The sequence below is a fragment of the Streptomyces sp. NPDC020422 genome (assembly GCF_044386705.1).
GTDB lineage: Bacteria > Actinomycetota > Actinomycetes > Streptomycetales > Streptomycetaceae > Streptomyces.
The window spans coordinates 38,100-60,463 of sequence record NZ_JBIRVJ010000011.1 but is presented as its reverse complement, the minus strand read 5'-3'; the positions used below and the strand labels follow the sequence as shown (position 1 = coordinate 60,463).

The window sequence follows — 22,364 nt, the reverse complement described above, 5'->3', positions numbered from 1 at the left end:
ATGGCAGGTCGATCTTCAGAAGGGGTACCAGCGCACCTCCGGGTCGCCGTCCCGCAGCGAGGCGACCCGCCGCTCGAACTCGGCGAGCGCCTTCGGGTTCGTCGGGGCGTGCTGCGCCACCCAGGCGCAGCTCGCGGTCTCGCGCGCCCCGCGCAGCACGGCGCAGCCCTCCCAGTCGCGCACGTCCCAGCCGTACGCCTCGGTGAAGGCGGTGTAGGCGGCCGGGTCGAGGCCGTAGCGGTCGCGGGAGAGCGCCAGCACCACCAGGTCGTGCTCGCGCAGATCGGAGGAGAAGGTCTCCAGGTCCACCAGGACCGGGCCGTCAGCTCCGACGTGCACATTGCGGGGCAGGGCGTCGCCGTGGATCGGGCCCGGCGTCAGATGCGGGGTGAGGGCGGCGGCCGCCGGCGCGAAGGAGTCGCGGCGCTCGCGCAGAAAGGCCGCGTCGGCCGGGTCGATCGCATCGCCCGCCAGCCGCAGCCAGCGCTCCACCCCGCCGAGCAGCTCCCGCCGCGGCAGCGCCAGGCCGGCCGGCTCGGGAAGCGCGTGCACCTGCCGGAGCAGCGGCGCCAGATCGCGCGGCTCGGCCGGCCGGACCGCCTCGGGCAGCCGGTGCCACAGGGTGACCGGGTGCCCCTCGGCCGTCCGCGGCTTCGGCTCCGCGGCCCGTACGGCGGGGACGCCCGCTTCCGCCAGCCAGCCGGCCAGGGCCAGCTCCCGCTCGGCGCGCGGCAGCAGCTCGGCGTCCCGGCCGACCTTGACCACCAGGTCACCCAGGGCGAAGACCGCATTCTCGCCCAGCGCGAGCAGCGACGCCTCGGCCGCCCGCAGTCCGACGGCGGCCAGGATCTCCCGTGCCCGTGCCTCGTCCATCGTTCTCTCCCCACAGCAGGTGCGATTCCGCCAAAGTCTCGCATCCGCGCAGGTCGCCTTGACGAACCGGCGGCCCCTCAGGACGATGACCGCCCTGGACGGCATGACCGACGCGAGGCGAGGACCGGCCGGAGCACGCGGCACGACCGGCCCGACCCGACGAAGGGGGCAGGTCTGTGACGGTGACGACCGCGGCCGGGCGGTCCACGGGGCGCAGGGCTCCCGGGAGCGGGCCAGGCCCCCGCCCGGGACCCCTGCACGGGCCCTGGTTCCTGGTCCTCCCCGCGCTGCTGCCGATCCTGTTCCTGAGCGTCGGCCCCCTCCTCTACGGTGTCGCGCTGGCCTTCACGGACGCGCAGTCGGGCCGTACCCAGGCCACCGGCTGGATCGGCTCCCTCAACTTCAGGGACCTGCTGCACGACACCCTCTTCTGGGACTCCTTCCGCATCGGCCTGGTCTGGGCGGTCGGCGTCACCGTCCCGCAGTTCCTGCTCTCCCTCGGCCTCGCCCTGCTGCTGAACCAGCGGCTCCGGCTGCGCTGGCTGGCCCGGGCCCTCGCGATCGTCCCCTGGGCGATGCCGGAGGTCGTCGTCGGCATCATGTGGCGGCTCGTCTACAACCCGGACGCGGGCGTCCTCAACGAGACCCTGCGCGACCTCGGCCTCGGCGAGGGCCGGGTCTGGCTCGGCGGACTGGCCACCGCCCTGCCCGCCGTCGTCGTGGTCGGCGTCTGGGCCGGCATGCCGCAGACCACCGTCGCCCTGCTCGCCGGCGTCCAGAACACCCCGCGCGAACTGCACGAGGCGGCGGCCCTCGACGGCGCCGGCGCCTGGCAGCGCTTCCGCGCGGTCACCTGGCCCGCGCTGCGTCCGGTCGCCCTCGCCATCAGCGCCCTGAACCTGATCTGGAACGTCAACTCGTTCGCCCTGGTCTATGTGCTGACCGGCGGCGGACCGGGCGGCCGCACCCGGCTGCCCATGCTCTTCGCCTACGAGGAGGCCTTCCGCTACGGGCAGTTCGGCTACGCCGCCGCCATGGGCTGCGTGATGGTCGCCGTCGTCTCCGTACTCCTCGCCCTGTATCTCGTCGGACGGCTGAAGGAGGACCAGGACCGGTGAGCGCCTTCCGCACCAGCGGCCCCGCGCGGTTCGGCCAGTACCTCGCACTCCTCGCGTACCTGGTCTTCCTCGCCTTCCCCTTCCTGTGGCTGGTCTCGACCGCCTTCAAGCCCGCCACGGAGCTGGGCTCCCTGCACCCCACCTGGATCCCGCGCGACCCCACACTCGACAACTTCCGGCAGGCCTTCGACGAGCAGCCGCTGCTGCGGGCCGCCGGGAACAGCCTGCTGGCGGCGCTCGCCGCCGCCCTGGTCGCGGTCCTCCTCGCCACCCCGATGGCCTTCGTGCTCGCCCGCCACCGCTCCCGGCTCACCGCCGCCGCCACCGGCTGGGTCGTGGTCAGCCAGGCCTTCCCCTTCGTGCTGCTGATCATCCCGCTCTTCCTCGTCCTGAAGAACCTGCACCTGGTCGACAGCCTCGCCGGACTGACGGCGGTGTACGTGGTGTGGTCGCTGCCCTTCGCGCTGTGGATGCTGACCGGCTACGTCCGGGCCGTCCCGGTCGAGCTGGAGGAGGCCGCGGCCGTCGACGGCGCCGGGCGGCTGCGCACCCTCGTCTCGGTCACCGCCCCGCTGCTCGGCCCCGGCATCGCCGCCACCGCGCTCTTCGCCTTCGTCACCGCGTGGAACGAGTTCTTCTTCGCCCTGGTCCTGCTCAAGACCCCGGGGAAACAGACCCTGCCCGTGGTCCTCACCCATTTCCTCGGCGCGGAGGGCGTCGCCGACCTCGGCCCGCTCGCCGCCGCGGCCTTCCTGGCCACCCTGCCCTCCCTCGTCGTCTTCGCCGTCATCCAGCGGCGGATCACCGGCGGCATGCTGGCCGGGGCGGTGAAGTCATGAGATACGGAAGCCTGTTCACGGCCGCGGCGGCCGTGCTCACGCTGCTCCTCACCGGCTGTTCCGGCCCGGACGGGCGCGAAGCCGACGACGGTGTGATCCGGCTCCGCTTCCAGTCCCTCGCCTGGCAGCAGGAGTCCGTCGACGCCAACAAGCAGCTGGTGGAGGAGTGGAACGCGGCCCACCCCGGCATCCAGGTCGACTACGTCCAGGGCAGCTGGGACTCCGTCCACGACCAGCTGCTCACCTCCTTCGAGGGCGGCGAGGCGCCCGACCTCATCCACGACGCCTCCGACGACCTCGCCGACTTCGCCTACGGCGGCTATCTCGCCGATCTGCGCGGCCTGCTGTCCGCCCGGCTGCGCGCCGACATCCCCGCGCACAGCTGGGGGACGACCACCTTCGGCGACGGGATCTACGGGGTGCCGTTCCTCCAGGAACCGCGCATGATCATGGCCAACCGGAAGCTCCTGAAGGAGGCCGGTGTGCGCATCCCGACCGCCGAGGACCCCTGGACCTGGCCGGAGTTCCGGGAGATCGGCAGAAGGCTGACGGCGGTGATGGGGGAGGGCCGGTACGCGGTCGCCTGGCCGCTCAAGGAGCCGGTCTCCGTCTCGCTCAACCTCGGTCTCTCGGCCGGCGGCCGGCTCTTCCACCGGGCGCCCGACGGCAAGGCCGTGCTGCGCTTCGACGACGGCGACGCCGTGGTGCCCGGCACCATCCGCGCCATGACCGACACCGACCGCACGGCCTCCCGCGCCACGCTCGGCAGCGGCGGCTCGGACACCCTGCCCGGCTTCTTCGGCGGCAGGTACGCGATGGTCCCGCTGGGCTTCTCGTACCGGCAGCAGATCGCCCGGCAGGCGCCGAAGGGCTTCGACTGGGTCGTCCTTCCCGCGCCCGCCGGTGCGGCCGGGCTCGCACAGGGCGTCAGCCCGCAGACCCTCTCCATCGCCGAGGACAGCCCCCACAAGAAGGAGGCCGCCCGGTTCCTCGACTTCTTCCTCCAGCCCCGCAACGCGGTCCGGCTCGCGCGCGGCGACTGGATGCTCCCCACCTCCACCGCGGCCCTCGGCGACCCCGCCCTGCACACCCCCGCACACGGCTGGGCCACCGGCGCGGCCGTCGCCCGGCAGCTGCGCCCCGCGCCCGCCCCGTCGGTGCGGGGCTATCCGGAGTGGAAGGACAAGGTCGCCACCCCCGCCTTCCAGGAGTACTACAGCGGCGCGATCGACCTGGCGGAGCTGCGAAAGCGCCTGGTGTCGGACGGCAACCGGGTCCTGGCCCGCTACCAGCGAAATTGATTAGACGAGACGTTTCGTCTTGCCTAGGGTGGAGGGCATGACCACGACCCCCCGCTCCCACATCGCCATGTTCTCCATCGCCGCGCACGGGCATGTGAACCCCAGCCTCGACGTGATCCGCGAGCTCGTCGACCGGGGGCACCGCGTGAGCTACGCGATCCCCGCCGCCTTCGCCGAGAAGGTCGCCGCGACCGGCGCCACGCCCGTCGTCTACACGTCGACCCTCCCCACCGGCGACGACCCCGACGCCTGGGGCACCGAACTCATCGACAACCTCGAACCGTTCCTCGACGACGCCGTCCAGGCCCTTCCGCAGCTCGACGCGGCCTTCGCCGGCGACCGGCCCGACCTGGTGCTGCACGACATCACCTCGTACCCGGCGCGCGTCCTCGCCCACACCTGGCGCGTCCCCGCCGTCTCCCTGTGGCCGAACCTCGTCCCCTGGACGGGATACGAGGAGGAGGTCGCCGAGCCGATGTACGCGGAGCTCAAGGCCTCGCCGCGCGGCCGGGCGTACTACGCCCGCTTCACCGCCTGGCTCACCGCGCACGGCGTCCACACCCACCCCGACCCGTTCGTCGGGCGCCCGCGGCGCGGGATCGTGCTCATCCCGCGGGCGCTCCAGCCGCACGCCGACCGGGTCGACGAGTCCGTCTTCACCTTCGTCGGCGCCTGCCGCGGCGAGCGCCCCGAGCCGGGGGAGTGGCGCCGCCCCGAGGGCGCCGGGAAGCTGCTCCTGGTCTCGCTCGGCTCCGCGTACACCAAGCAGCCGGCGTTCTACCGGGCCTGCGTCGAGGCCTTCGGCGGACTGGCCGACTGGCATGTCGTGCTGCAGATCGGCGCGTTCGTCGACCCGGCCGAGCTCGGCGAGATCCCGGACAACATCGAGGTGCGCTCCTGGGTCCCCCAGGAGGCGATTCTGCGCGAGGCCGACGCCTTCGTCACCCACGCGGGCGCGGGCGGCAGCCAGGAGGGTCTGGCCACGGCGACCCCGATGGTCGCCGTGCCGCAGGCGGTCGACCAGTTCGGCAACGCCGACATGCTCCAGGCGCTGGGCGTCGCCCGCCACCTGCCCATGGCCGAGGTCACCCCCGAGCGGCTGCGGGAGGCCGTGCTCGGCCTCGTCGCCGACCCCGAGGTCGCCCGCCGGGCCCGGGCCATCCGGGAGGAGATGGTGCACGAGGGCGGCACCCGGCGCGCGGCGGACCTGATCGAGGCGGAACTCCCTTAGCGGCGCCCGCTGTTCAGTCGGCGGAGTCGGCGGTGCCGGCGTCGAGGAGCGGGGCGAGGCCGTCGAGGAGGCGCTGGAGGCCGAACTCGAAGAGGGCGTCGACGTCGAGGTCGTAACCGGCCGAGGCGAGGCGGGAGAGCGTCGGGAACCGGCCGGACGCGAGGACCGACAGGAGCGCGGGCTCCTGGGAGTCCATCCAGTCCTCGTTGTCGAGACCGCTGTGCGCCTCGGCCTCCCGCTCCGCCTCCAGGTTCACGGCGATCCCGCGGATGTTGTTGAGCAGGGTGAGATGGGCGGTGAAGGCGGTCTCCAGATCGAGACCGTGGGCGTGCAGGGTGGCGAGCATCCACTCGCTGTACGGCAGGGCCGAGGCGATCACCTGGGGGCGGGTCACCGAGAGGGCCGGGGCGAGCCAGGGGTGGCGCCGGAACAGCCCCCAGAGCTGCCGGGCCGCCAGTTCGATCGCCTCGCGCCAGCCGGGCGGCGGGGTGGCCGGCAACGGGTGCCCGGCGAGGACCGCGTCCATCATCCGCAGGAGCAGGTCGTCCTTGTCGCTCACGTGCCGGTACAGGGACATGGCCGACACCCCGAGTTCGGCGGCCACCCGGCGCATGGAGGCGGCGGCCAGCCCCTCCGCGTCGGCGACCGCGACCGCGGCGGTGGCGATCCGGGCGAGCGTCAGCGCCGGCTGGCCCTGCCCCTCGCCCGGGGGCGCGGCGGGTGGACCGCCGGGGCGGACGGCCTTGCGCGCCGGGGTGCGGCGGGGCTCCACGAGCGTCCCGACGCCGGGGACGGCCCGCACCAGACCCTCGCGGCGCAGCTCGGCGAGGACCTTGCTCGCGGTCGCCATGGCGACGCCCCATTGCCGGGTGATCTCGCGCGTCGACGGCACACGGTCGCCCGGCGCGAGTTCGCCCGTCTCGATCCGCCGCCGCATCTCGGCGACGATCCGGCCCGAACGCGTCTCCGTCCGTCCTTCCACCGACACCCTCCGCACTAGTGCACCCGATGCGCGAAATCCTAGCTGGCTACCGGGGCCGTCGGCCGCGAGCGGGTAGGGCACAAGCCTTTGTGTACTAGTGCGCTCAACCTCAACACCGCAGACTGGTAGGGATTTTAGAGCTTGCGTACTACCTAGCGTACGCCGTACATTCCCCGGCATGGCAGACGACGAGATTCTCATCTGCGGGGCCGGCATCGCGGGGCCCGCACTGGCGTACTGGCTCCGCAGGCGGGGCTTCGCGGTCACGGTCGTCGAGCGCGCACCGGCGCCGCGGCCGGGCGGCCAGACCGTGGATCTGCGGGGCGCCGGCCGCACCGTGATCGAGCGGATGGGGCTGATGGACCGGGTCAGGGCCCAGGCCGTGGACCAGAAGGGCCTCGCGCTCGTCGACGCCTCCGGCCGGATCACCGCACGGCTGCCCGCCGACAGTTTCGGCGGCGAGGGGATCGTCTCCGAGATCGAGATCCTCCGCGGCGACCTCGCCCGGATCCTGTACGAGCACACCCTGCCGGAGGTGGAGTACCTCTTCGACGACACCCTCACCGGGATCGCACAGGACGCCGACGGCGTCGCCGTCACCTTCGAGAGGGCCGAGCCCCGGCGGTTCGCCCTCGTCGTCGGCGCGGACGGGCCGCACTCCGTGGTGCGGGCGCTGGCCTTCGGCCCGGAGCACGACTTCGTCCGCCCGCTCGGCCTCTACACGACCTGGTTCACCGCCACGGACGACCTGGACCTCGCCGGCTGGTACCTCATGCACAACGCGCCCGGCGGTCTCGTCGCCTCCGCGCGCCCCGGCCGGGTGCCGGGTGAGATCAAGGCCGGCCTCAGCTTCCGCTCGGCGCCGCTCGCCTACGACCGGCGCGACCTCGCGGCCCAGCGGGAGCTCGTCGCCCGGCGCTTCGAGGGCGTCGGCTGGGAGACCCCGCGACTGCTGCGGGCGATGCGCTCGGCGCCGGACTTCTTCCTCGACTCCCTCGGGCAGGTCCGCCTCGACAGCTGGTCCCGGGGCCGGGTGGCGCTGCTCGGCGACGCCGCGTACTGCGCGAGCCCGCTGACCGGCCTGGGCACCAGCCTCTCCCTGGTCGGCGCCTATGTGCTGGCCGGCGAACTCGCCGCCGCCCGCCGCGACCACCGAGCCGCCCTCGACCGCTACGACGAGGTCATGCGCCCCTATGTGCACCAGGCCCAGGAGCTCCCGCCGGGCGGAGCCAGGGGATACGCGCCCTCGGGCCGCCTCGGCATCCGGCTGCGGGACCTCTCGATGCGGCAGATGACCCGCTGGCCGATGCGCAGGCTGCTCGCCGCGCAGTTCGCCAAGGCCGGGGACATCGCCCTGCCCGCCTACGCGTGAGCGCCGACCGGGGGCCAAGCCCCGGTGAGAGGGGCGAGTTGTCATTGTCCGGCTCGCCCCGAATTATGATTACGAAACGTTGTTGAATAAGTCACAGCTGGATGAAGCCCTTGATTCGCCTCCGGCCATCGGCCAGGGTTTCGGCCAGCTACCGGAGAGTTCCATTCCAGTAGCCGCCCGGAACCGGCGGCCGTCGCGCCCTCCCCCACGGGGCACGGCGGCCGTCCTAGGCTCGGGCCATGACGACGACCTATGCCCTTCTGCTCCGCGGGATCAATGTGAGCGGACGCAACAAAGTCCCCATGGCGGAGCTCCGTTCCGTCCTCGAAGAGCTCGGCCACCGCGAGGTACGGACCTATCTGCAGAGCGGCAACGCCGTCTTCACCACCGACCGCGAGGACTCCGAGGACGAGCTCGCCGCCGCCGTCGAGACGGCGATCGAGAAGCACTTCGGTTTCCGCGTCCCCTGCCTCGTCCGCGACCACGCCTATCTCGCCGCCGTCGCCGAGGCCTGCCCCTTCCCCGCCGCCGAACTGGAGGGCAAGCAGCTCCACGCCCTCTACTACTCGGGACCCGTCACGGCCGAGCGCTTCGCCTCCATCGACCAGGAGGCCTTCCTGCCCGAGGCGTTCGCCCTCGGCGACCGGGTCCTCTACCTCTACGTACCCGGCGGCCTCGGCACCTCCAAGCTCGGCGAAGCCGTCTCCCGGCCCTCGCTCAACAAGGACGTCACCGTCACCGGCCGCAACTGGAACACGGTCCTCAAGCTCGTGGAGATGACCGCCCCCACCCCGTGAATGGCCCACTTCGGCGAAGCGCGATTGGCCCGCCGGCGCGGGCCATCGCCTGGCTAGGGTTGCCGCATGACGACGACCGTGGACTTCTACTTCGACCCCGCCTGCCCCTTCGCCTGGATCACCTCCCGATGGATCCTCGAAGTCGAGCGGCACCGCGACATCGACCTGCGCTTCCGCGTGATGAGCCTGTACTTCCACAACGAGGGCAACGAGCTGCCCGACTGGTACCGGACCCTCGTCGACGCCTCCATCGGCCCCGTCCGGGTCGCCGCAGCGGCGGCCGAACAGCACGGCGAGGAGATCCTGCGCCCGCTCTACACCGCGTACGGCACCCGCATCCACGAGCAGAGGAACAAGGACTTCGACGCCGTGATCGCCGAGTCCCTCGCCGAGCTCGGCCTGCCCGCCGCACTCGCCGAGGCCGCCCACGACCCCGCGTACGACGAGACCGTGCGCCGCAGCCACGACGCCGGCAAGGACCCCGAGGCCGGTGCGTACGTCGGCACCCCCACCCTGCACGTCGACGGCACCGCCTGGTTCGGCCCGGTCCTGCGCGCCATCCCGCGCGGCGAGGAGGCCGCCGCCCTCTTCGACAGCTACCGGGTGCTCACCGGCCACCCCGACCTCTTCGAACTCAAGCGCACCCGCACCGGCGGCCTCGACTTCGCCTAGCGCGCTACCGTCCCTGACCGGCGGCGACGGCCACCCGCGCCACAGCCCGCGCCGCGGACGCGTACCGCTCCAGCAGCAGCCGGGCCAGCTCGGGGGAGGGACCCAGGACGTCCGCGAGGACGTCGGCACCGGCCGCGCCCGCCGCGATGCGGTCGGGAAGGCGGCCCGGGGCGATCACGTACGGGGCCACGGCCACCCGGCGCACACCGGGCTCGGCGCGCAGCGCCCGTACCGCCTCCTCCGTACGCGGAAGAGATGCGGAGGCGAACGCAGGCCGCACGGAGCACCAACCGGTGCGCCGCAGCTCCCGCGCCGTTTCTGCGATCACTGCGATCGCCTCCGGGTCGGAGGAGCCCGCCGAAGCCAGGACGACCCCGGTCGAGCTCTTGTCGCCGGGGGTGAGCCCGGCCTCGTACAGCCGCCGTTCCACCGCCGCGAGCAGCAGCGGGTCGGGGCCGAGCACCTCGGCCTGCCGCACCCGCAGCCCGGCCGGAGCCTGCCGCAGTACGGCGGGGATGTCGGCCTTCGCGTGGAAGGCGCGGGTCAGCAGCAGCGGCAGCGCCACGACCTCCCGCACCCCGTCGGCGGCGAGCCGGTCGAGCACCCCCGGCACCGAGGGCAGGTCGAAGTCCAGGAACGCCGTCTCCACCCGCAGCCCCGGCCGCAGCGCCCCGGCCCTGCGCACCAGCGCCCGGACGGTCGCCGCGTGCCGCGGGTCGCGGCTGCCGTGGGCGATGACGAGGAGGACCGGGACATCGTTCACGGGAATCAGGCCTTCACCAGCAGGCCGCGGCGGCGCAGCACCGCGCGCTCGATCGGGCTGAAGATCAGCAGGTCGATGGCGATGCCGACGAGCAGGATCAGGAAGATCGCCAGGAAGATGCCCGGCATGTCGAAGTTGTTGCGCCCGTTCTCCAGGAGCTGGCCCAGGCCGAGGCCCAGGTCGGGCGAGGAGGCGATGATCTCCGCGGCCATCAGGGAGCGCCAGGAGAAGGCCCAGCCCTGCTTGAGGCCCGCGAGGTAGCCGGGCAGCGCGGCCGGCATCACGATGTGCCAGGCGCCCCTGAGCCCCGTCGCGCCGAGCGTCCGCCCCGCCCGCAGGAACAGCGGCGGCACCTGGTCCACGCCGGCCACCAGGCCGTTGGCGATGGACGGGACCGCGCCGAGCAGGATGACGGCGAACATCATGCTGTCGTTGAGACCCAGCCACAGCACGGCGGGCGCCACCCAGGCGACGGACGGCAGCGACTGCAGACCGGACAGGATCGGACCGATCGCCGTGCGCACCACGCCGACCCGGGCGACCAGCAGGCCGAGCGGCGTGCCGATGGCCAGGGCGAGCAGGAAGCCGAGCAGGGCCCGGGACACGCTGGTCCACAGGACGTCGACGAGGGTGCCCTCCAGCCACATCGTGGACAGGCTGTCCCACACGGCGGCCGGCGAGGGCAGCTTGCCCTCGTCGGCGACCTTCGCGGTCACCAGGAGCTGCCACACCACCAGCACCAGGGCGATGGCGAGGACCGGCGGCAGGACCTTCTTCAGGAGGACCTCGCGCACCGGCGCCCGGCGGACCTGCACGCTGTCGAGCGCGTCGAGTCCGGCCTCCAGGCCGGCGAGGTCGTCGGCCTTGACGGCGGTCGTCTCAGTGCTGGCCATGGCGGCGGATCTCCCCACGCAGTTCTTCGGTGATCTCGACGGACAGCTCCGCCACGGCGGCGTCCTCGATGCGGCGCGGCTGCGGGATGTCGATGGTCCACTCGCGGGCGATCCGCCCCGGCCGGGAGGACAGCAGGACGACCCGCTCGGCCAGCCGCACGGCCTCGCGCACGTTGTGGGTGACGAAGAGGACCGAGAGCCGGGTCTCCCGCCAGATCCGGGTGAGCTCGTCGTGCAGCACGTCCCGGGTGATGGCGTCGAGCGCGGCGAACGGCTCGTCCATCAGCAGCAGGTCGCTGTCCTGGGCGAGCGCCCGGGCGAGCGCGACGCGCTGCCGCATGCCGCCGGACAGCTCGTGGACGCGCTTGTCGTACGAGCCGCCGAGCCGCACGAGTTCGAGCAGCCGCTCGGCCTCCGGACGGCGCTCGGCCTTCGGCAGACCGCGCAGCTTCAGCGCGAGCTCGATGTTCTTGCCCGCGGTGAGCCACGGGAACAGGGCGTGCTCCTGAAACATCAGGGCCGGCCGGCCGCCGGGGGTCTCGATGGACCCCGCGGACGGCCGGTCGAGCCCGGCGACCAGGTTGAGCAGGGTGGACTTGCCGCAGCCCGAGGCACCCAGGAGGGTGACGAACTCGCCCGGTGCGACATCGAGCGAGATGTCGTCGAGGACGAGCTGCCCGCCGGCGGGACCGCCGAAGGACTTCGAGACGTGCGCGATGCGCGCGGCGTGACCCGCCGCGTCGACACGGTTCTCGGCCTCGGCGAGCGTCGTGGTCGTGGCCATGTGCGTCACCTCCTGGGTAGCAGCTGCGGGCTTCGTTACTTCACGCCGAGACCGGCGTCGGAGACCTCGGGCTTGCCCGCGGCCTTCAGGACCTTGTTGAGCGGCTTCAGGTCGTAGATGCCGTTCAGGTCGGGCTGCTTGAGGAAACCGGCCTTGACCGCGTGGTCCGCCTGCGCCTGCAGGGTGGCGGCCAGCGGGTCGTCGATGAACTGGATCGACGGCCAGGCGTTGTCGATGACCTTGGCGCCGAGCGGCTTGCCGGACAGCTCCTTCAGCTTGGCGTTGGCCGAGGCCTTCGCCTTGTCCTGGTTGGCGTTGATCCACTCGTTGGTCTTCACCGAGCCGCGCAGCACGGCCTCCACCACGTCCGGGTGCGCCTTGAGGAACTTCTGCGAGACGATGATGTTGGTGATGACGAACTTCTTGTCCGGCCACAGGTCGGACTCGTCGAGCAGCACCTTCGCGCCCTGGCTGACGAGCTTGGACGCGGTCGGCTCCGGCACCCAGGCGCCGTCGATGGAACCGGACTTGTAGGCGTCCGGGGTGATCTTGTTGTCCGTGCGGACCACGGAGACGTCGCCCTTGCCGCTCTGGGCGTCGACCTTCCAGCCCTTCTCGGAGATCCAGTTGAGGAAGGCCACGTCCTGCGTGTTGCCCAGCTGCGGGGTGGCGATCTTCTTGCCCTTGAGGTCGTCCAGGGTCTTGATCTTCTCCGGGTTCACCACGAGCTTCACACCACCGGAGGCCGAGCCGCCGACGATCCGCAGGTTGGTGCCCTTGGACTTGGTGTAGCCGTTGATCGACGGCGAGGGGCCGATGAAGCCGATGTCGATCGAGTCGGCGTTCAGCGCCTCGATCTCGGACGGGCCGGCGTTGAAGGTCGACACCTTCAGCTGCGTGCCGCCGAGCTCCTTCTGGAAGATGCCCTCCTGGTCGCCGACCAGGGCCGTGGCGTGCGTGAGGTTGGGGAAGTACCCGAGCCGTACGGTGTCGGCGGAGAGCTTCTCGCCCTCGGCGGCCACCTTCTTCTCGTCGTTCTTGGCCTCGGAGCCGTAGCCGCAGGAGGCGAGCGCCCCGATGAGCAGGGGCAGGGCGGCGGCGGCGGCCAGGCCGCGGCGCAGGGTGATACGGGTGGTGGCAGGCACGGGAGGTGTTCCCCTCGATTCAGCTTCTGCGAAGTCTTCGTCTGTGTCGGTGTCGTACGGGGTGGAGCGCCATCGCGCCGCCGCAGCGGCGCACGGAGGTCAGCACGCACATCGCGCGACACCTCCCCGGCCCGCGCCGAGCGCACCGGAACCCACCCGGCCACCCTCCTTCGCGAAGGTGGCCCAGAAGTCCTGCATCATCAGAAGTCCCAGCCTTCCTCGGTGTCCTCGACGTCCTCCGCGGCCCCGGCCTTGGCGGTGGCGAAGGACTCGCCCGCCATGCCGGCCGCCAGCGTGGTGCCGTCCGCGGGGTCGATCAGCAGGAACGATCCCGTACGACGGGAGTCCGCGTACGAGTCGAGCGCCAGCGGCTCCGCCGTGCGCACCTTGACCCGGCCGATGTCGTTGGCGACGAGCTGCCCGGGCTCCGGGTGCTGGGAGAGGTCGTCCAGGGTGAGCCGGGACGGGATCTCCTTCACGATCGCCTTGACCGTGCGCGTGGTGTGCTTCAGCAGCACCCGCTGTCCGACGGTCAGCGGCGCGTCCGCCACGTGGCAGACGGTCGCCTCGACGTCCTGGCTGGTCGCCGGCGCGTCCCCGGTCGGGGCGAGCAGGTCGCCGCGCGAGATGTCGATGTCGTCGGCGAGCCGGATCGTCACCGACTGCGGCGCCCAGGCGATGTCCACGGACTCGCCGAGCGCGTCGATCCCGCTGATCGTCGAGGTCTTGCCCGAGGGCAGCACGGTGACCTCCTCGCCGACCCGGAAGGCACCGGCCGCGATCTGGCCCGCGTATCCCCGGTAGTCGGGGTGCTCGGCCGTCTGCGGACGGATCACGTACTGCACCGGGAAGCGCGCGTGGCAGGCCGTCAGGTCGTGGCTGACCGGCACCGTCTCCAGGTGCTCGAGGACCGTCGGACCGCCGTACCAGTCCATGTTCGCGGACGGCTCCACGACGTTGTCGCCGGCGAGCGCGGAGATCGGGATCGCGGTGATCTCCGGGACGCCGAGCTCGGAGGCGTACGTCGTGAACTCCTCGGCGATCGAGGCGAAGACGGACTCCCGGTACTCGACCAGGTCCATCTTGTTCACCGCGAGGACCACGTGCGGGACGCGGAGCAGCGCGGCGACCGCGGCGTGCCGGCGGGTCTGCTCGACGACGCCGTTGCGGGCGTCGACGAGGACCACGGCCAGCTCGGCCGTCGAGGCGCCCGTGACCATGTTCCGGGTGTACTGCACGTGCCCGGGGGTGTCGGCCAGGATGAACCGGCGCCGCGGGGTCGCGAAGTAGCGGTACGCCACGTCGATCGTGATGCCCTGCTCCCGCTCGGCCCGCAGACCGTCGGTCAGCAGCGCCAGGTCCGGCGCCTCCTGGCCGCGCGAACGCGAGGCGTGCTCCACGGCCTCCAGCTGGTCGGCGAGGACCGACTTGGAGTCGTGCAGGAGCCGGCCGACCAGGGTGGACTTGCCGTCGTCGACGGACCCGGCGGTGGCGAAGCGCAGCAGGGTGGTGGCCGCCAGCTCGGCGGACGGCTGCTCGGTGGACGTGCTCATTAGAAGTACCCTTCGCGCTTGCGGTCTTCCATCGCGGCCTCGGACAGCTTGTCGTCCGCCCGCGTCGCACCCCGCTCGGTGAGCCGGGAGGCGGCGATCTCGGCGATGACGGCGTCCAGCGTGGTGGCGTCGGAGTCCACCGCGCCGGTGCAGGACATGTCGCCGACCGTGCGGTAGCGGATCAGCCGGGTCACGACGGTCTCGGACTCCTTCGGGCCGCCCCACTCGCCCGCCGTCAGCCACATGCCGTTGCGCTGGAACACCTCGCGCTCGTGCGCGAAGTAGATCTCCGGAAGCTCGATCCGCTCCCGCTGGATGTACTGCCACACGTCCAGCTCGGTCCAGTTGGAGAGCGGGAAGACCCGGACGTGCTCACCGGGGGCGTGCCGGCCGTTGTAGAGCTGCCACAGCTCGGGGCGCTGCCGGCGCGGGTCCCACTGCGAGAACTCGTCGCGCAGCGAGAACACCCGCTCCTTGGCCCGGGCCTTCTCCTCGTCGCGCCGCCCGCCGCCGAACACGGCGTCGAAGCGGTGCTGCTGGATCGCCTCGGTCAGCGGCACGGTCTGCAGCGGGTTGCGGGTGCCGTCCGGGCGCTCGCGCAGCTTGCCCGCGTCGATGTACTCCTGCACCGAGGCCACGTGCAGCCGCAGCCCGTGCTCGGCCACCACGCGGTCGCGGTACTCGATGACCTCGGGGAAGTTGTGACCCGTGTCGACATGCAGCAGCGTGAAGGGGACCGGCGCCGGGGCGAAGGCCTTCAGCGCCAGGTGCAGCATGACGATCGAGTCCTTGCCGCCGGAGAACAGGATCACCGGCCGCTCGAACTCACCGGCCACCTCGCGGAAGATGTGGACGGCCTCCGACTCCAGGGAGTCGAGGTGCGACAGCGCGAACGGGCTGTCGGTCGCCTCGTGGACATGAGCGACAGTGGTCACAGCAGACCCCTCTCGGTGAGCAGCGCGTGGAGCTGCGCCGCGGACTCCTGCACGGTCTGGGTGTGGGACTCGATCCGCAGATCCGGGTTCCGCGGCTCGTCGTACGGGTCGTCGACGCCGGTGAGACCGCTGATCTCACCCGCGGCCTGCTTGGCGTACAGGCCCTTCACGTCCCGCACCGAGCACACCTCGACCGGAGTGGCGACGTGCACCTCGACATACGGGGTGTCCTGGGCGGCGTGGCGCTTGCGGACCGCCTCGCGGCTGTCCTCGTACGGCGCGATGACCGGGACCAGGACCTTCACGCCGTTCGAGGCGAGCAGCTCGGCGACGAAGCCGATGCGCTGCACGTTGGTGTGCCGGTCCTCGCGGCTGAAGCCGAGGCCCGCGGAGAGGAACTCGCGGATCTCGTCGCCGTCGAGGACCTCGACGCGGTGGCCCTCGGCGCGCAGCCGGCCGGCGAGCTCGTAGGCGATGGTCGTCTTGCCGGCGCTCGGCAGGCCGGTGAGCCAGACGGTGGCACCGGTCACGTGGTTCTCCTGGGAGGTGTCGAGGGTGGTCATCAGCCGTGCAGCCCGCACTCGGTCTTGGCGCGGCCGGCCCAGCGGCCGGCCCGCGCGTCCTCGCCCGCCTCGACCCGGCGGGTGCAGGGGGCGCAGCCGACGGAGGCGTAACCGTCCATGAGGAGCGGGTTGGTGAGCACTCCGTGCTCCAGGACGTACGCGTCCACGTCGTCCTGGGTCCAGCGGGCGATGGGGGAGATCTTGACCTTCTGCCGCTTCTCGTCCCAGCCGACGACCGGGGTGTTCGCCCGGGTCGGGGACTCGTCGCGGCGCAGTCCGGTGGCCCACGCGGCGTACGCGGTCAGGCCCTCCTCCAGCGGCTTGACCTTGCGCAGCGCGCAGCACAGGTCGGGGTCGCGCTCGTACAGCTTCGCGCCGTGCTCGGCGTCCTGCTCCTCGACGGTCCGACGGGGAGTCAGGGTGATGACGTTGACGTCCATGACGGCGTCGACGGCGTCACGGGTGCCGATGGTCTCGGGGAAGTGGTAGCCGGTGTCGAGGAAGACGACGTCCACGCCGGGCAGCGCACGCGAGGCGAGGTGGGCGACGACCGCGTCCTCCATGGAGGAGGTGACGCAGAAGCGCTTGCCGAAGGTGCCGGCGGCCCACTGCAGGATCTCGAGCGCGGAGGCGTCCTCCAGCTCGCGGCCGGCCTGTTCGGCGAGTGCCTTGAGGTCGGCCGCGGTCGCGTCCTGCGAGACCTGAGTGCTCGTCATATCTCTTTCCCTCCAGTGGAATCGCTCGAAGTAGCCGGGGCCAGGAGCCCCAGGAACTTCAGCTGGAAGGCTCGACTGCACGCCCGGCATTCCCAGGCACCGTGGCCCTGCTCGTGCGGGCGCAGGTCCTCGTCCCCGCAGTAGGGGCAGTGGAAGGGGGCGGCTCGCTCGCTCACGACAGCGCCTCCTCGGAGGCGCGGGCCGTCCAGGTGGCGAAGCGCTCGCCGTCCTCGCGCTCCGCCTGGAAGCGCGTGAGGACCCGCTCGACGTAGTCGGGCAGCTCGGCCGCGGTCACCTTGAGGCCGCGGACCTTGCGGCCGAAGCCGGCCTCCAGGCCGAGCGCGCCGCCGAGGTGCACCTGGTAGCCCTCGACGCGGTTGCCCTCGTCGTCCAGGACCAGCTGGCCCTTGAGGCCGATGTCCGCGACCTGGATGCGGGCGCAGGCGTTCGGGCAGCCGTTGATGTTGATGGTGATCGGCTCGTCGAACTCCGGGATGCGGCGCTCCAGTTCGTCGATGAGCGAGGCGCCGCGGCCCTTGGTCTCGACGATCGCCAGCTTGCAGAACTCGATGCCGGTGCAGGCCATCGTGCCGCGACGGAAGGGCGAGGGGTTCACCCGCAGGTCCAGGGCCTCCAGGGCGGAGACGATCGAGTCGACCTGCGCCTCCTCGATGTCCAGGACGATCATCTTCTGCTCGGCGGTGGTGCGGATCCGGCCCGAACCGTGCGCCTCGGCGACCTCGGCGATCTTGGTCAGGGTGGCGCCGTCGACCCGGCCGACGCGCGGGGCGAAGCCCACGTAGTAGCGCCCGTCCTGCTGCTTGTGGACGCCCACGTGGTCGCGCCACCGGCCGGCGGGCTCCGCGGGGGCGGGGCCGTCCGTCAGCTTGCGCTTGAGGTACTCGTCCTCCAGGACCTGGCGGAACTTCTCCGGGCCCCAGTCGGCGACGAGGAACTTCAGGCGGGCGCGGTTGCGCAGCCGGCGGTAGCCGTAGTCGCGGAAGATCGAGATGACGCCCTCGTAGACGTCGGGCACCTCGTCCAGGGAGACCCAGGTGCCGAGCCGGACGCCCAGCTTGGGGTTGGTGGAGAGGCCGCCGCCTACCCAGACGTCGAAGCCGGGGCCGTGCTCCGGGTGGTTCACGCCGACGAAGGCGATGTCGTTGATCTCGTGCGCCACGTCGAGCAGCGGCGAGCCGGAGACCGCGGACTTGAACTTGCGGGGAAGGTTGGAGAAGTCCTTGTTGCCGACGATGCGCCGGTAGATCTCCTCGATGGCGGGGGTGCCGTCGATGATCTCGTCCTCGGCGATGCCGGCCACGGGCGAGCCGAGGATGACACGGGGGGTGTCGCCGCAGGCCTCGGTGGTGGACAGGCCGACCGCCTCCAGGCGGTTCCAGATCTCCGGGACGTCCTCGATCCGGATCCAGTGGTACTGGACGTTCTGCCGGTCGGTGATGTCGGCGGTGCCGCGCGCGAACTCCTGCGAGATCTCGCCGATGACGCGCAGCTGCTCGGTGGTCAGCCGGCCGCCGTCGATGCGGACCCGGAGCATGAAGTACTCGGCGTCCAGCTCCTCCGGCTCCAGGACACCGGTCTTGGTGCCGTCCAGACCCTCGCGGCGCTGGGTGTACAGGCCCCACCACCGCATGCGGCCGCGCAGGTCGTTGGGGTCGATGGAGTCGAATCCACGCTTGGAGTAGATCGTCTCAATACGTGTCCGCACATTGAGACCGTCGTCGTCCTTCTTGAACTGCTCATTGCCGTTCAGCGGGGTGAAGTGCCCCGCGGCCCACTGACCCTCGCCACGGTGGCGCCCGGCCTTGCGGCGGGCGACGGCGGGAGTGGGGTTTTCCGGGGTGGCGGCCATGGCGATATGTCCTTCGGGACTGCGGGAGGGCGGCTCTGACCTGCACACTCGCGCTCTGAATGGAGGGCGGCGCGACAGTGCGCAGAGAAAGGGACTGCAGGAAGATGCGCGGCGGTGCTGGTTCGATCAGCGCGCCGAACAGATGGCGCTGGACATGCGGCCAAGGTCGACGTGCCGCCGACTCACCAAGGCAATTCCAGTTCCAGACATGACGGAAGCGTGTCACGGGACTTTGGACCCAGTCCAGCATTATCCAGAATGTGGACATCGTCGTCTCGCTTCGCGAGACGGTGTGGTCTGGGTCACGCGAAAGGGGCCCAGTTCAGGGCCCCTTCGGCGGGTGCGAGCGGAGGTGGGCCGACGGCTCAGGCGTGCGCGCCGGGCCAGGGCCCCGGGTTGGCGGGCTCCTCGATCTCCTCCACCTTCGTGTCGAAGAGCCGGAAGCCGCGGCGCTCGTAGTTGGCCATGGCGTGCGGGCCGTCCAGCGAGCAGGTGTGCAGCCAGACGCGCTTGGTCGGCTCCCGGTCGGGCCAGCGCTCGGCCAGGTCCCAGGCGCGCTCCACCCCGTAGGAGAGGAGCCGGCCGCCGATCCGCCGGCCCCGGAAGGCGGGGATCAGGCCGAAGTAGACGATCTCCACGACCCCGTCGTCCTGCGGGTCCAGCTCCACGTACCCGGCCGGCGTCCCCTTCTCGTACGCCACCCAGATCTCGGCGCCCGGCTTCTCCACGATGTCCTGCCACTGCCGGTAGGTGAGGGAGAGCCGGTCGGTCCACCGGATGTCGCCGCCGACGGCGGTGTAGAGGAAGCGGCTGAACTCCGCCGAGGGCACCTCGGCCCGCTCGATCCGCAGGTCGACGCCCTCGGGCGGGGCGACCGGGTTGAGGTCGGACGGCGAGGTCTGTTCCAGGGACCAGGTGGTGAGAGTGATGCTCATGGGCTTATCGCATCACGCGGAGCGGCGGATTCCTACAGGTGGCGGGGGTGGACCTGGTGTCCTCGGACACATTGTCCGGCATGCGGACAGGGCTGGACGGCAGGGGCCGGCGGGCGCCGGCAGGGGATGGCGGGGGATGGCGGGGAGGACGGCAGGGGTGGGGCGGCCGGGAGATGTCAGGGAGACGGCAGGGGTGGGGCGGCCGGGAGATGTCAGGGGGGGGGCAGGGGTGGGGCGTCCTTACCTCCCGGGTAATCGACCCCGTCGCGGCGCTCCCGGCAGGGTGATCACACCGGACGGGCACGGACCCGCCCGGCACGGAGAGAAGGGGAACGACATGGGTACGGGTACGCGCGGTCTGGTCGGCATCGCGGTGGCGTCGGCGGTCGTCGCCGGGGCGGTGGTCTCCGCGGCCGCGGTCTCCGCCGAGGCGCGGCCGGGCGGGGTCCTCGCCGCCGCTCAGGGCGACTGCCCGCAGGCGCGGGCGAAGGTCGAGCGGCTCGAAGGGCGGATCACCCCCAACGCCTGCGCGTTCATGCTGCGCCAGATCGCCTTCGGCGAGATGCCGACCGGCACCCCGCCCGCCCCCGGCGAGACGGGCCACCCGCGGGTCCGGGCCTACCTCGACATCTTCGATGCCGACGCCACCCTCTGGGAGGCGGGTTCGGCTCCGCAGCGCGGCCACACCGTGATCGGCCCGTCCATCATCGGCTCCCTGCGGATCGCGCCGAGCCTCACCTACCGCGGCACGGACGTGGTCGCCGACGGCAGCACCGTGATGTTCGGGCAGTGGAACGAGATCTCCTTCAAGGGGCACACGGTCGCCTACCCGCAGATCGCCAGGAACGTCCTCGGCGACGACGGGCGCACGATCCAGGCCCGCCGCTACTACGACCGTGCCGTCCTCTTCCGGGACACCCTGCCCGAGGACGCGCCCGCCCCCCTCTTCGCCGGGATCGCCGACGTCGGTGCCCCCGAGCACCCCGAGCACGCCGCCCCCGCTCGTTTCCGCGTCACCGAGGTCCCCGGCCGGCTCGCCGCCTGGAACGCCCACGACGTCGACGCGCTGCTCGCCCGCGGCCGGGGAGCCCGGCTCTCCGGACCCGGCCTCGACGCCCCGCTGACCACCGAGGCCGGGAAGCGGGCCTATCTGGAGCGCCTGCTCACCACCGCCCGGCCGCGGCTCGAGGCCGGCCAGGTGGCCTTCGGTACGACCACCACCTATGTGGAGTGGCACGGCACGGCCACCCGGACCGTGGACGACGGCACCGGTACCGGGACCAGGGCCGTCGAGATCCCCTTCGGGATCGTGGAGCGCTTCGGGCCGGGAGGGGAGTGGGAGCTGTACTTCGACACCCTCCCGCTCGTCGCGGACCAGAAGAGGATCGGCTCGCTCTTCCAGAAACTCGCCGCGGCCGCGTAGGAAGCGCGGCTCTCCACGACGCCGGGCGCCGGAAAGCGCCGCTCCCCATCGCGCCGCCCCCGAGGAAGCGCCGCTCTCTAGAACGCCGGATTCGCCGCCGCCCGGGCGGCGAGCACCGCCGGGGCCGTGGACCCCGGCAGCAGGTCCGACGGATGGCCGGGGCGGCGCAGCTCCACCTCGACCTCCTCGCTGAAGCGGTAGGGCCGGTGGGCGAGGACCCCGGCCAGGTTCCGTCGCACCCGCGACATCTCGGCCCGTACGGTCACCGTCCGGGTCCGGTCGCCGAACACGTCCTGCGCCAGCTCCGCCGCCGTGCGCCCCTCGGGGTGCAGCGCGAGCACGTACAGCAGCTCCGCGTGGCGCGGGCTCAGCTCCTGCGACCAGCTGCCGGCCGCGCCCGAGACCGCCACCGTGCAGCGGCGCGGCCGGCTCAGGTCGAGGACCACCCGGCTCGCCGCGCCCGAGGCGGCGTCGACCGGCCGCGGTTCGTCCTCGGCCCGCAGCAGCCAGCCGCCCGGCAGCGGCTCGACCGCGCACATCCCGAGCGAGGGCAGCCACACCCGGCCGGCCCGGAACGACTTGGGCAGCGCGATCCGGTCCACCGGCGCCATCCCGGTCACCGCCGCCGTCCAGCCGTGGGAGTCGACCGCGACGGCCCGGCCGCCCACCCGGCACAGGATCGGCGCGGCCACCGAACGCAGCCGCTCGATCGACCGCAGATGGCGCTGGCGGATCTCCGCCTCGGCGAGCTGGGCGACCGAGGCGACCAGCGCCAGCGTCGCCGGGTGGAAGCTGGACGCCGGGCCGCTCACGTCGACGATGCCGAGCAGCCGCTGGTCGCGGGGGTCGTGGACGGGCGCGGCGGCGCAGGTCCAGTTGTGCAGGGTCTGCACGTAGTGCTCGGCCGAGTGGACCTGGACCGCCCGGCCCATCGCGAGCGCCGTGCCCACCGCGTTCGTCCCGGTCGACTGCTCGCTCCAGGCCGCGCCCTCCTCCAGGCAGATCCCGTTGGCCTGGCGCATCACCCCCGGGTTGCCCTCGCGCCACAGCACCCGGCCCTGTTCGTCCGTCACGACCATGATCTGCAGGGACGCGTCGGCGATCCCCGCGAGACCCGCGCTCAGCGTCCGCATCACCTCGCCGAGCACCGTCGTCCGGCGCCGCTGCTCCAGCTCGTCGCGCTGGAGCAGCACCGTGCTCGTGCCCTGGTCCGGGTCGAGGCCCATCCGGAACATGCGTTGCCAGGAGGCGTCGATGACCGGGCGGGGGGCCACCGGAGGGGTCCGGCCGGCCAGGGTCTCCTCGCGCACCCGGTGCAGCAGGCGGCTCGCCTTCCCGGCGTCCATCGCGGCGAGCCGGTTCAGGTCCAGCTTCGTGTTGTTCATCGGTCCCTCCCAGCTCCCCCGCGGTGCTGTATCGGTTCTGCGCGTATGCGTGCGCGATGGGCTGTCTCCGCCGCCCATCGTGCCGCTCCGCAGAGCCGCACGCGGGGCGCTTCGGTTAATCCTGCAACCCCTTGCAACTCTGGCAACCCCCGCCCCCGTGGACCAGGCTGGAGCCGAAGCGGAGGGTGGTGCCGTGTCGGCGCAGCACCACCCT

The 22,364-nt window shown here is 72.3% G+C and carries 23 protein-coding genes; 8 read left to right on the top strand and 15 right to left on the bottom strand.

The window, feature by feature from the left end; translation table 11 throughout:
- Positions 1 to 15: 15 nt before the first annotated feature.
- Positions 16 to 873, bottom strand: a complete 858-nt coding sequence (locus ACH414_RS28055) for a phosphotransferase enzyme family protein (protein ID WP_382545856.1) — start codon at positions 871 to 873, stop codon at positions 16 to 18.
- 176 nt (positions 874 to 1,049) lie between these two features.
- Here ACH414_RS28055 and ACH414_RS28050 point away from each other — a divergent pair, with 176 nt between their 5' ends.
- The 4 genes from ACH414_RS28050 to mgt are packed head-to-tail and all read left to right on the top strand — an operon-like array spanning position 1,050 to position 5,362.
- Positions 1,050 to 1,991 (top strand): carbohydrate ABC transporter permease, encoded by a 942-nt coding sequence (locus ACH414_RS28050; RefSeq protein ID WP_382545859.1) that lies wholly within the window; start codon positions 1,050 to 1,052, stop codon positions 1,989 to 1,991.
- Positions 1,988 to 2,830 (top strand): carbohydrate ABC transporter permease, encoded by an 843-nt coding sequence (locus ACH414_RS28045; RefSeq protein ID WP_382545862.1) that lies wholly within the window; start codon positions 1,988 to 1,990, stop codon positions 2,828 to 2,830. Before ACH414_RS28050 ends, ACH414_RS28045 begins: the two co-directional genes overlap by 4 nt.
- Complete coding sequence (locus ACH414_RS28040; protein WP_398943835.1) at positions 2,827 to 4,131, top strand: ABC transporter substrate-binding protein; 1,305 nt, start codon at positions 2,827 to 2,829, stop codon at positions 4,129 to 4,131. Before ACH414_RS28045 ends, ACH414_RS28040 begins: the two co-directional genes overlap by 4 nt.
- Before the next feature lie 37 nt (positions 4,132 to 4,168).
- Entirely contained in the window at positions 4,169 to 5,362 is a 1,194-nt protein-coding gene (mgt, locus tag ACH414_RS28035; RefSeq protein WP_398943833.1) for a macrolide-inactivating glycosyltransferase, read from the top strand.
- Between the two features lie 13 nt (positions 5,363 to 5,375).
- Here the strand turns inward: mgt and ACH414_RS28030 are convergent, their stop codons facing one another.
- A complete protein-coding gene (locus ACH414_RS28030) occupies positions 5,376 to 6,344 on the bottom strand; it encodes a TetR/AcrR family transcriptional regulator C-terminal domain-containing protein (RefSeq protein ID WP_398943831.1) in 969 nt (322 codons plus the stop codon).
- Positions 6,345 to 6,522: 178 nt separating this feature from the next.
- Here ACH414_RS28030 and ACH414_RS28025 point away from each other — a divergent pair, with 178 nt between their 5' ends.
- The 3 genes from ACH414_RS28025 (at position 6,523) to ACH414_RS28015 (ending at position 9,185) form a co-directional block, all read left to right on the top strand.
- Complete coding sequence (locus tag ACH414_RS28025; RefSeq protein WP_398943829.1) at positions 6,523 to 7,716, top strand: FAD-dependent monooxygenase; 1,194 nt, start codon at positions 6,523 to 6,525, stop codon at positions 7,714 to 7,716.
- Positions 7,717 to 7,955: 239 nt separating this feature from the next.
- On the top strand, positions 7,956 to 8,513 hold the full coding sequence (locus tag ACH414_RS28020) for a DUF1697 domain-containing protein (RefSeq protein ID WP_391770064.1): 558 nt from the start codon (positions 7,956 to 7,958) through the stop codon (positions 8,511 to 8,513).
- A 66-nt stretch (positions 8,514 to 8,579) separates the two neighbouring features.
- Positions 8,580 to 9,185 carry a DsbA family protein gene (locus ACH414_RS28015; protein ID WP_382545878.1) on the top strand — a complete coding sequence of 202 codons (606 nt, stop codon included), beginning with the start codon at positions 8,580 to 8,582 and terminating at the stop codon, positions 9,183 to 9,185.
- 4 nt (positions 9,186 to 9,189) lie between these two features.
- Here ACH414_RS28015 and ACH414_RS28010 read toward each other — a convergent pair whose 3' ends face one another.
- From ACH414_RS28010 to ACH414_RS27955, 12 genes are all read right to left on the bottom strand, one after another.
- A complete protein-coding gene (locus ACH414_RS28010) occupies positions 9,190 to 9,948 on the bottom strand; it encodes a sirohydrochlorin chelatase (protein WP_386567427.1) in 759 nt (252 codons plus the stop codon).
- Between the two features lie 5 nt (positions 9,949 to 9,953).
- Positions 9,954 to 10,841, bottom strand: coding sequence for an ABC transporter permease (locus ACH414_RS28005; RefSeq protein ID WP_382545883.1), 888 nt, complete (start codon positions 10,839 to 10,841; stop codon positions 9,954 to 9,956).
- Entirely contained in the window at positions 10,828 to 11,625 is a 798-nt protein-coding gene (locus ACH414_RS28000; RefSeq protein ID WP_382545886.1) for an ABC transporter ATP-binding protein, read from the bottom strand. The genes ACH414_RS28005 and ACH414_RS28000 overlap by 14 nt, the downstream gene beginning before the upstream one ends.
- Before the next feature lie 35 nt (positions 11,626 to 11,660).
- Entirely contained in the window at positions 11,661 to 12,770 is a 1,110-nt protein-coding gene (locus ACH414_RS27995; RefSeq protein WP_398943827.1) for an aliphatic sulfonate ABC transporter substrate-binding protein, read from the bottom strand.
- A gap of 200 nt (positions 12,771 to 12,970) precedes the next feature.
- Positions 12,971 to 14,323 carry a sulfate adenylyltransferase subunit 1 gene (locus ACH414_RS27990; RefSeq protein ID WP_398943825.1) on the bottom strand — a complete coding sequence of 451 codons (1,353 nt, stop codon included), beginning with the start codon at positions 14,321 to 14,323 and terminating at the stop codon, positions 12,971 to 12,973.
- Positions 14,323 to 15,258, bottom strand: a complete 936-nt coding sequence (gene cysD / locus ACH414_RS27985) for a sulfate adenylyltransferase subunit CysD (protein WP_382545895.1) — start codon at positions 15,256 to 15,258, stop codon at positions 14,323 to 14,325. The genes ACH414_RS27990 and cysD overlap by 1 nt, the downstream gene beginning before the upstream one ends.
- Positions 15,255 to 15,821: an adenylyl-sulfate kinase gene (cysC, locus tag ACH414_RS27980; RefSeq protein WP_382545898.1), complete on the bottom strand. Its 567-nt coding sequence runs from the start codon at positions 15,819 to 15,821 to the stop codon at positions 15,255 to 15,257. Before cysC ends, cysD begins: the two co-directional genes overlap by 4 nt.
- Positions 15,821 to 16,537 carry a phosphoadenylyl-sulfate reductase gene (locus tag ACH414_RS27975; RefSeq protein ID WP_382545901.1) on the bottom strand — a complete coding sequence of 239 codons (717 nt, stop codon included), beginning with the start codon at positions 16,535 to 16,537 and terminating at the stop codon, positions 15,821 to 15,823. Before ACH414_RS27975 ends, cysC begins: the two co-directional genes overlap by 1 nt.
- A complete protein-coding gene (locus ACH414_RS27970; protein ID WP_382545903.1) occupies positions 16,534 to 16,713 on the bottom strand; it encodes a hypothetical protein in 180 nt (59 codons plus the stop codon). The genes ACH414_RS27975 and ACH414_RS27970 overlap by 4 nt, the downstream gene beginning before the upstream one ends.
- Positions 16,710 to 18,407 carry a nitrite/sulfite reductase gene (locus ACH414_RS27965; RefSeq protein ID WP_382545906.1) on the bottom strand — a complete coding sequence of 566 codons (1,698 nt, stop codon included), beginning with the start codon at positions 18,405 to 18,407 and terminating at the stop codon, positions 16,710 to 16,712. Before ACH414_RS27965 ends, ACH414_RS27970 begins: the two co-directional genes overlap by 4 nt.
- A 126-nt stretch (positions 18,408 to 18,533) precedes the next feature.
- Positions 18,534 to 18,617 carry a putative leader peptide gene (locus tag ACH414_RS27960; RefSeq protein WP_351188065.1) on the bottom strand — a complete coding sequence of 28 codons (84 nt, stop codon included), beginning with the start codon at positions 18,615 to 18,617 and terminating at the stop codon, positions 18,534 to 18,536.
- 155 nt (positions 18,618 to 18,772) lie between these two features.
- Positions 18,773 to 19,342, bottom strand: coding sequence for a GNAT family N-acetyltransferase (locus ACH414_RS27955; protein WP_382545908.1), 570 nt, complete (start codon positions 19,340 to 19,342; stop codon positions 18,773 to 18,775).
- Positions 19,343 to 19,679: 337 nt separating this feature from the next.
- On the opposite strand from ACH414_RS27955, the gene ACH414_RS27950 reads away from it, so the two are divergent.
- A complete protein-coding gene (locus tag ACH414_RS27950; protein ID WP_382545911.1) occupies positions 19,680 to 20,765 on the top strand; it encodes a hypothetical protein in 1,086 nt (361 codons plus the stop codon).
- 77 nt (positions 20,766 to 20,842) lie between these two features.
- Here ACH414_RS27950 and ACH414_RS27945 read toward each other — a convergent pair whose 3' ends face one another.
- Positions 20,843 to 22,150, bottom strand: coding sequence for a GAF domain-containing protein (locus ACH414_RS27945; RefSeq protein ID WP_382545914.1), 1,308 nt, complete (start codon positions 22,148 to 22,150; stop codon positions 20,843 to 20,845).
- Between the last annotated feature and the right edge of the window lie 214 nt (positions 22,151 to 22,364).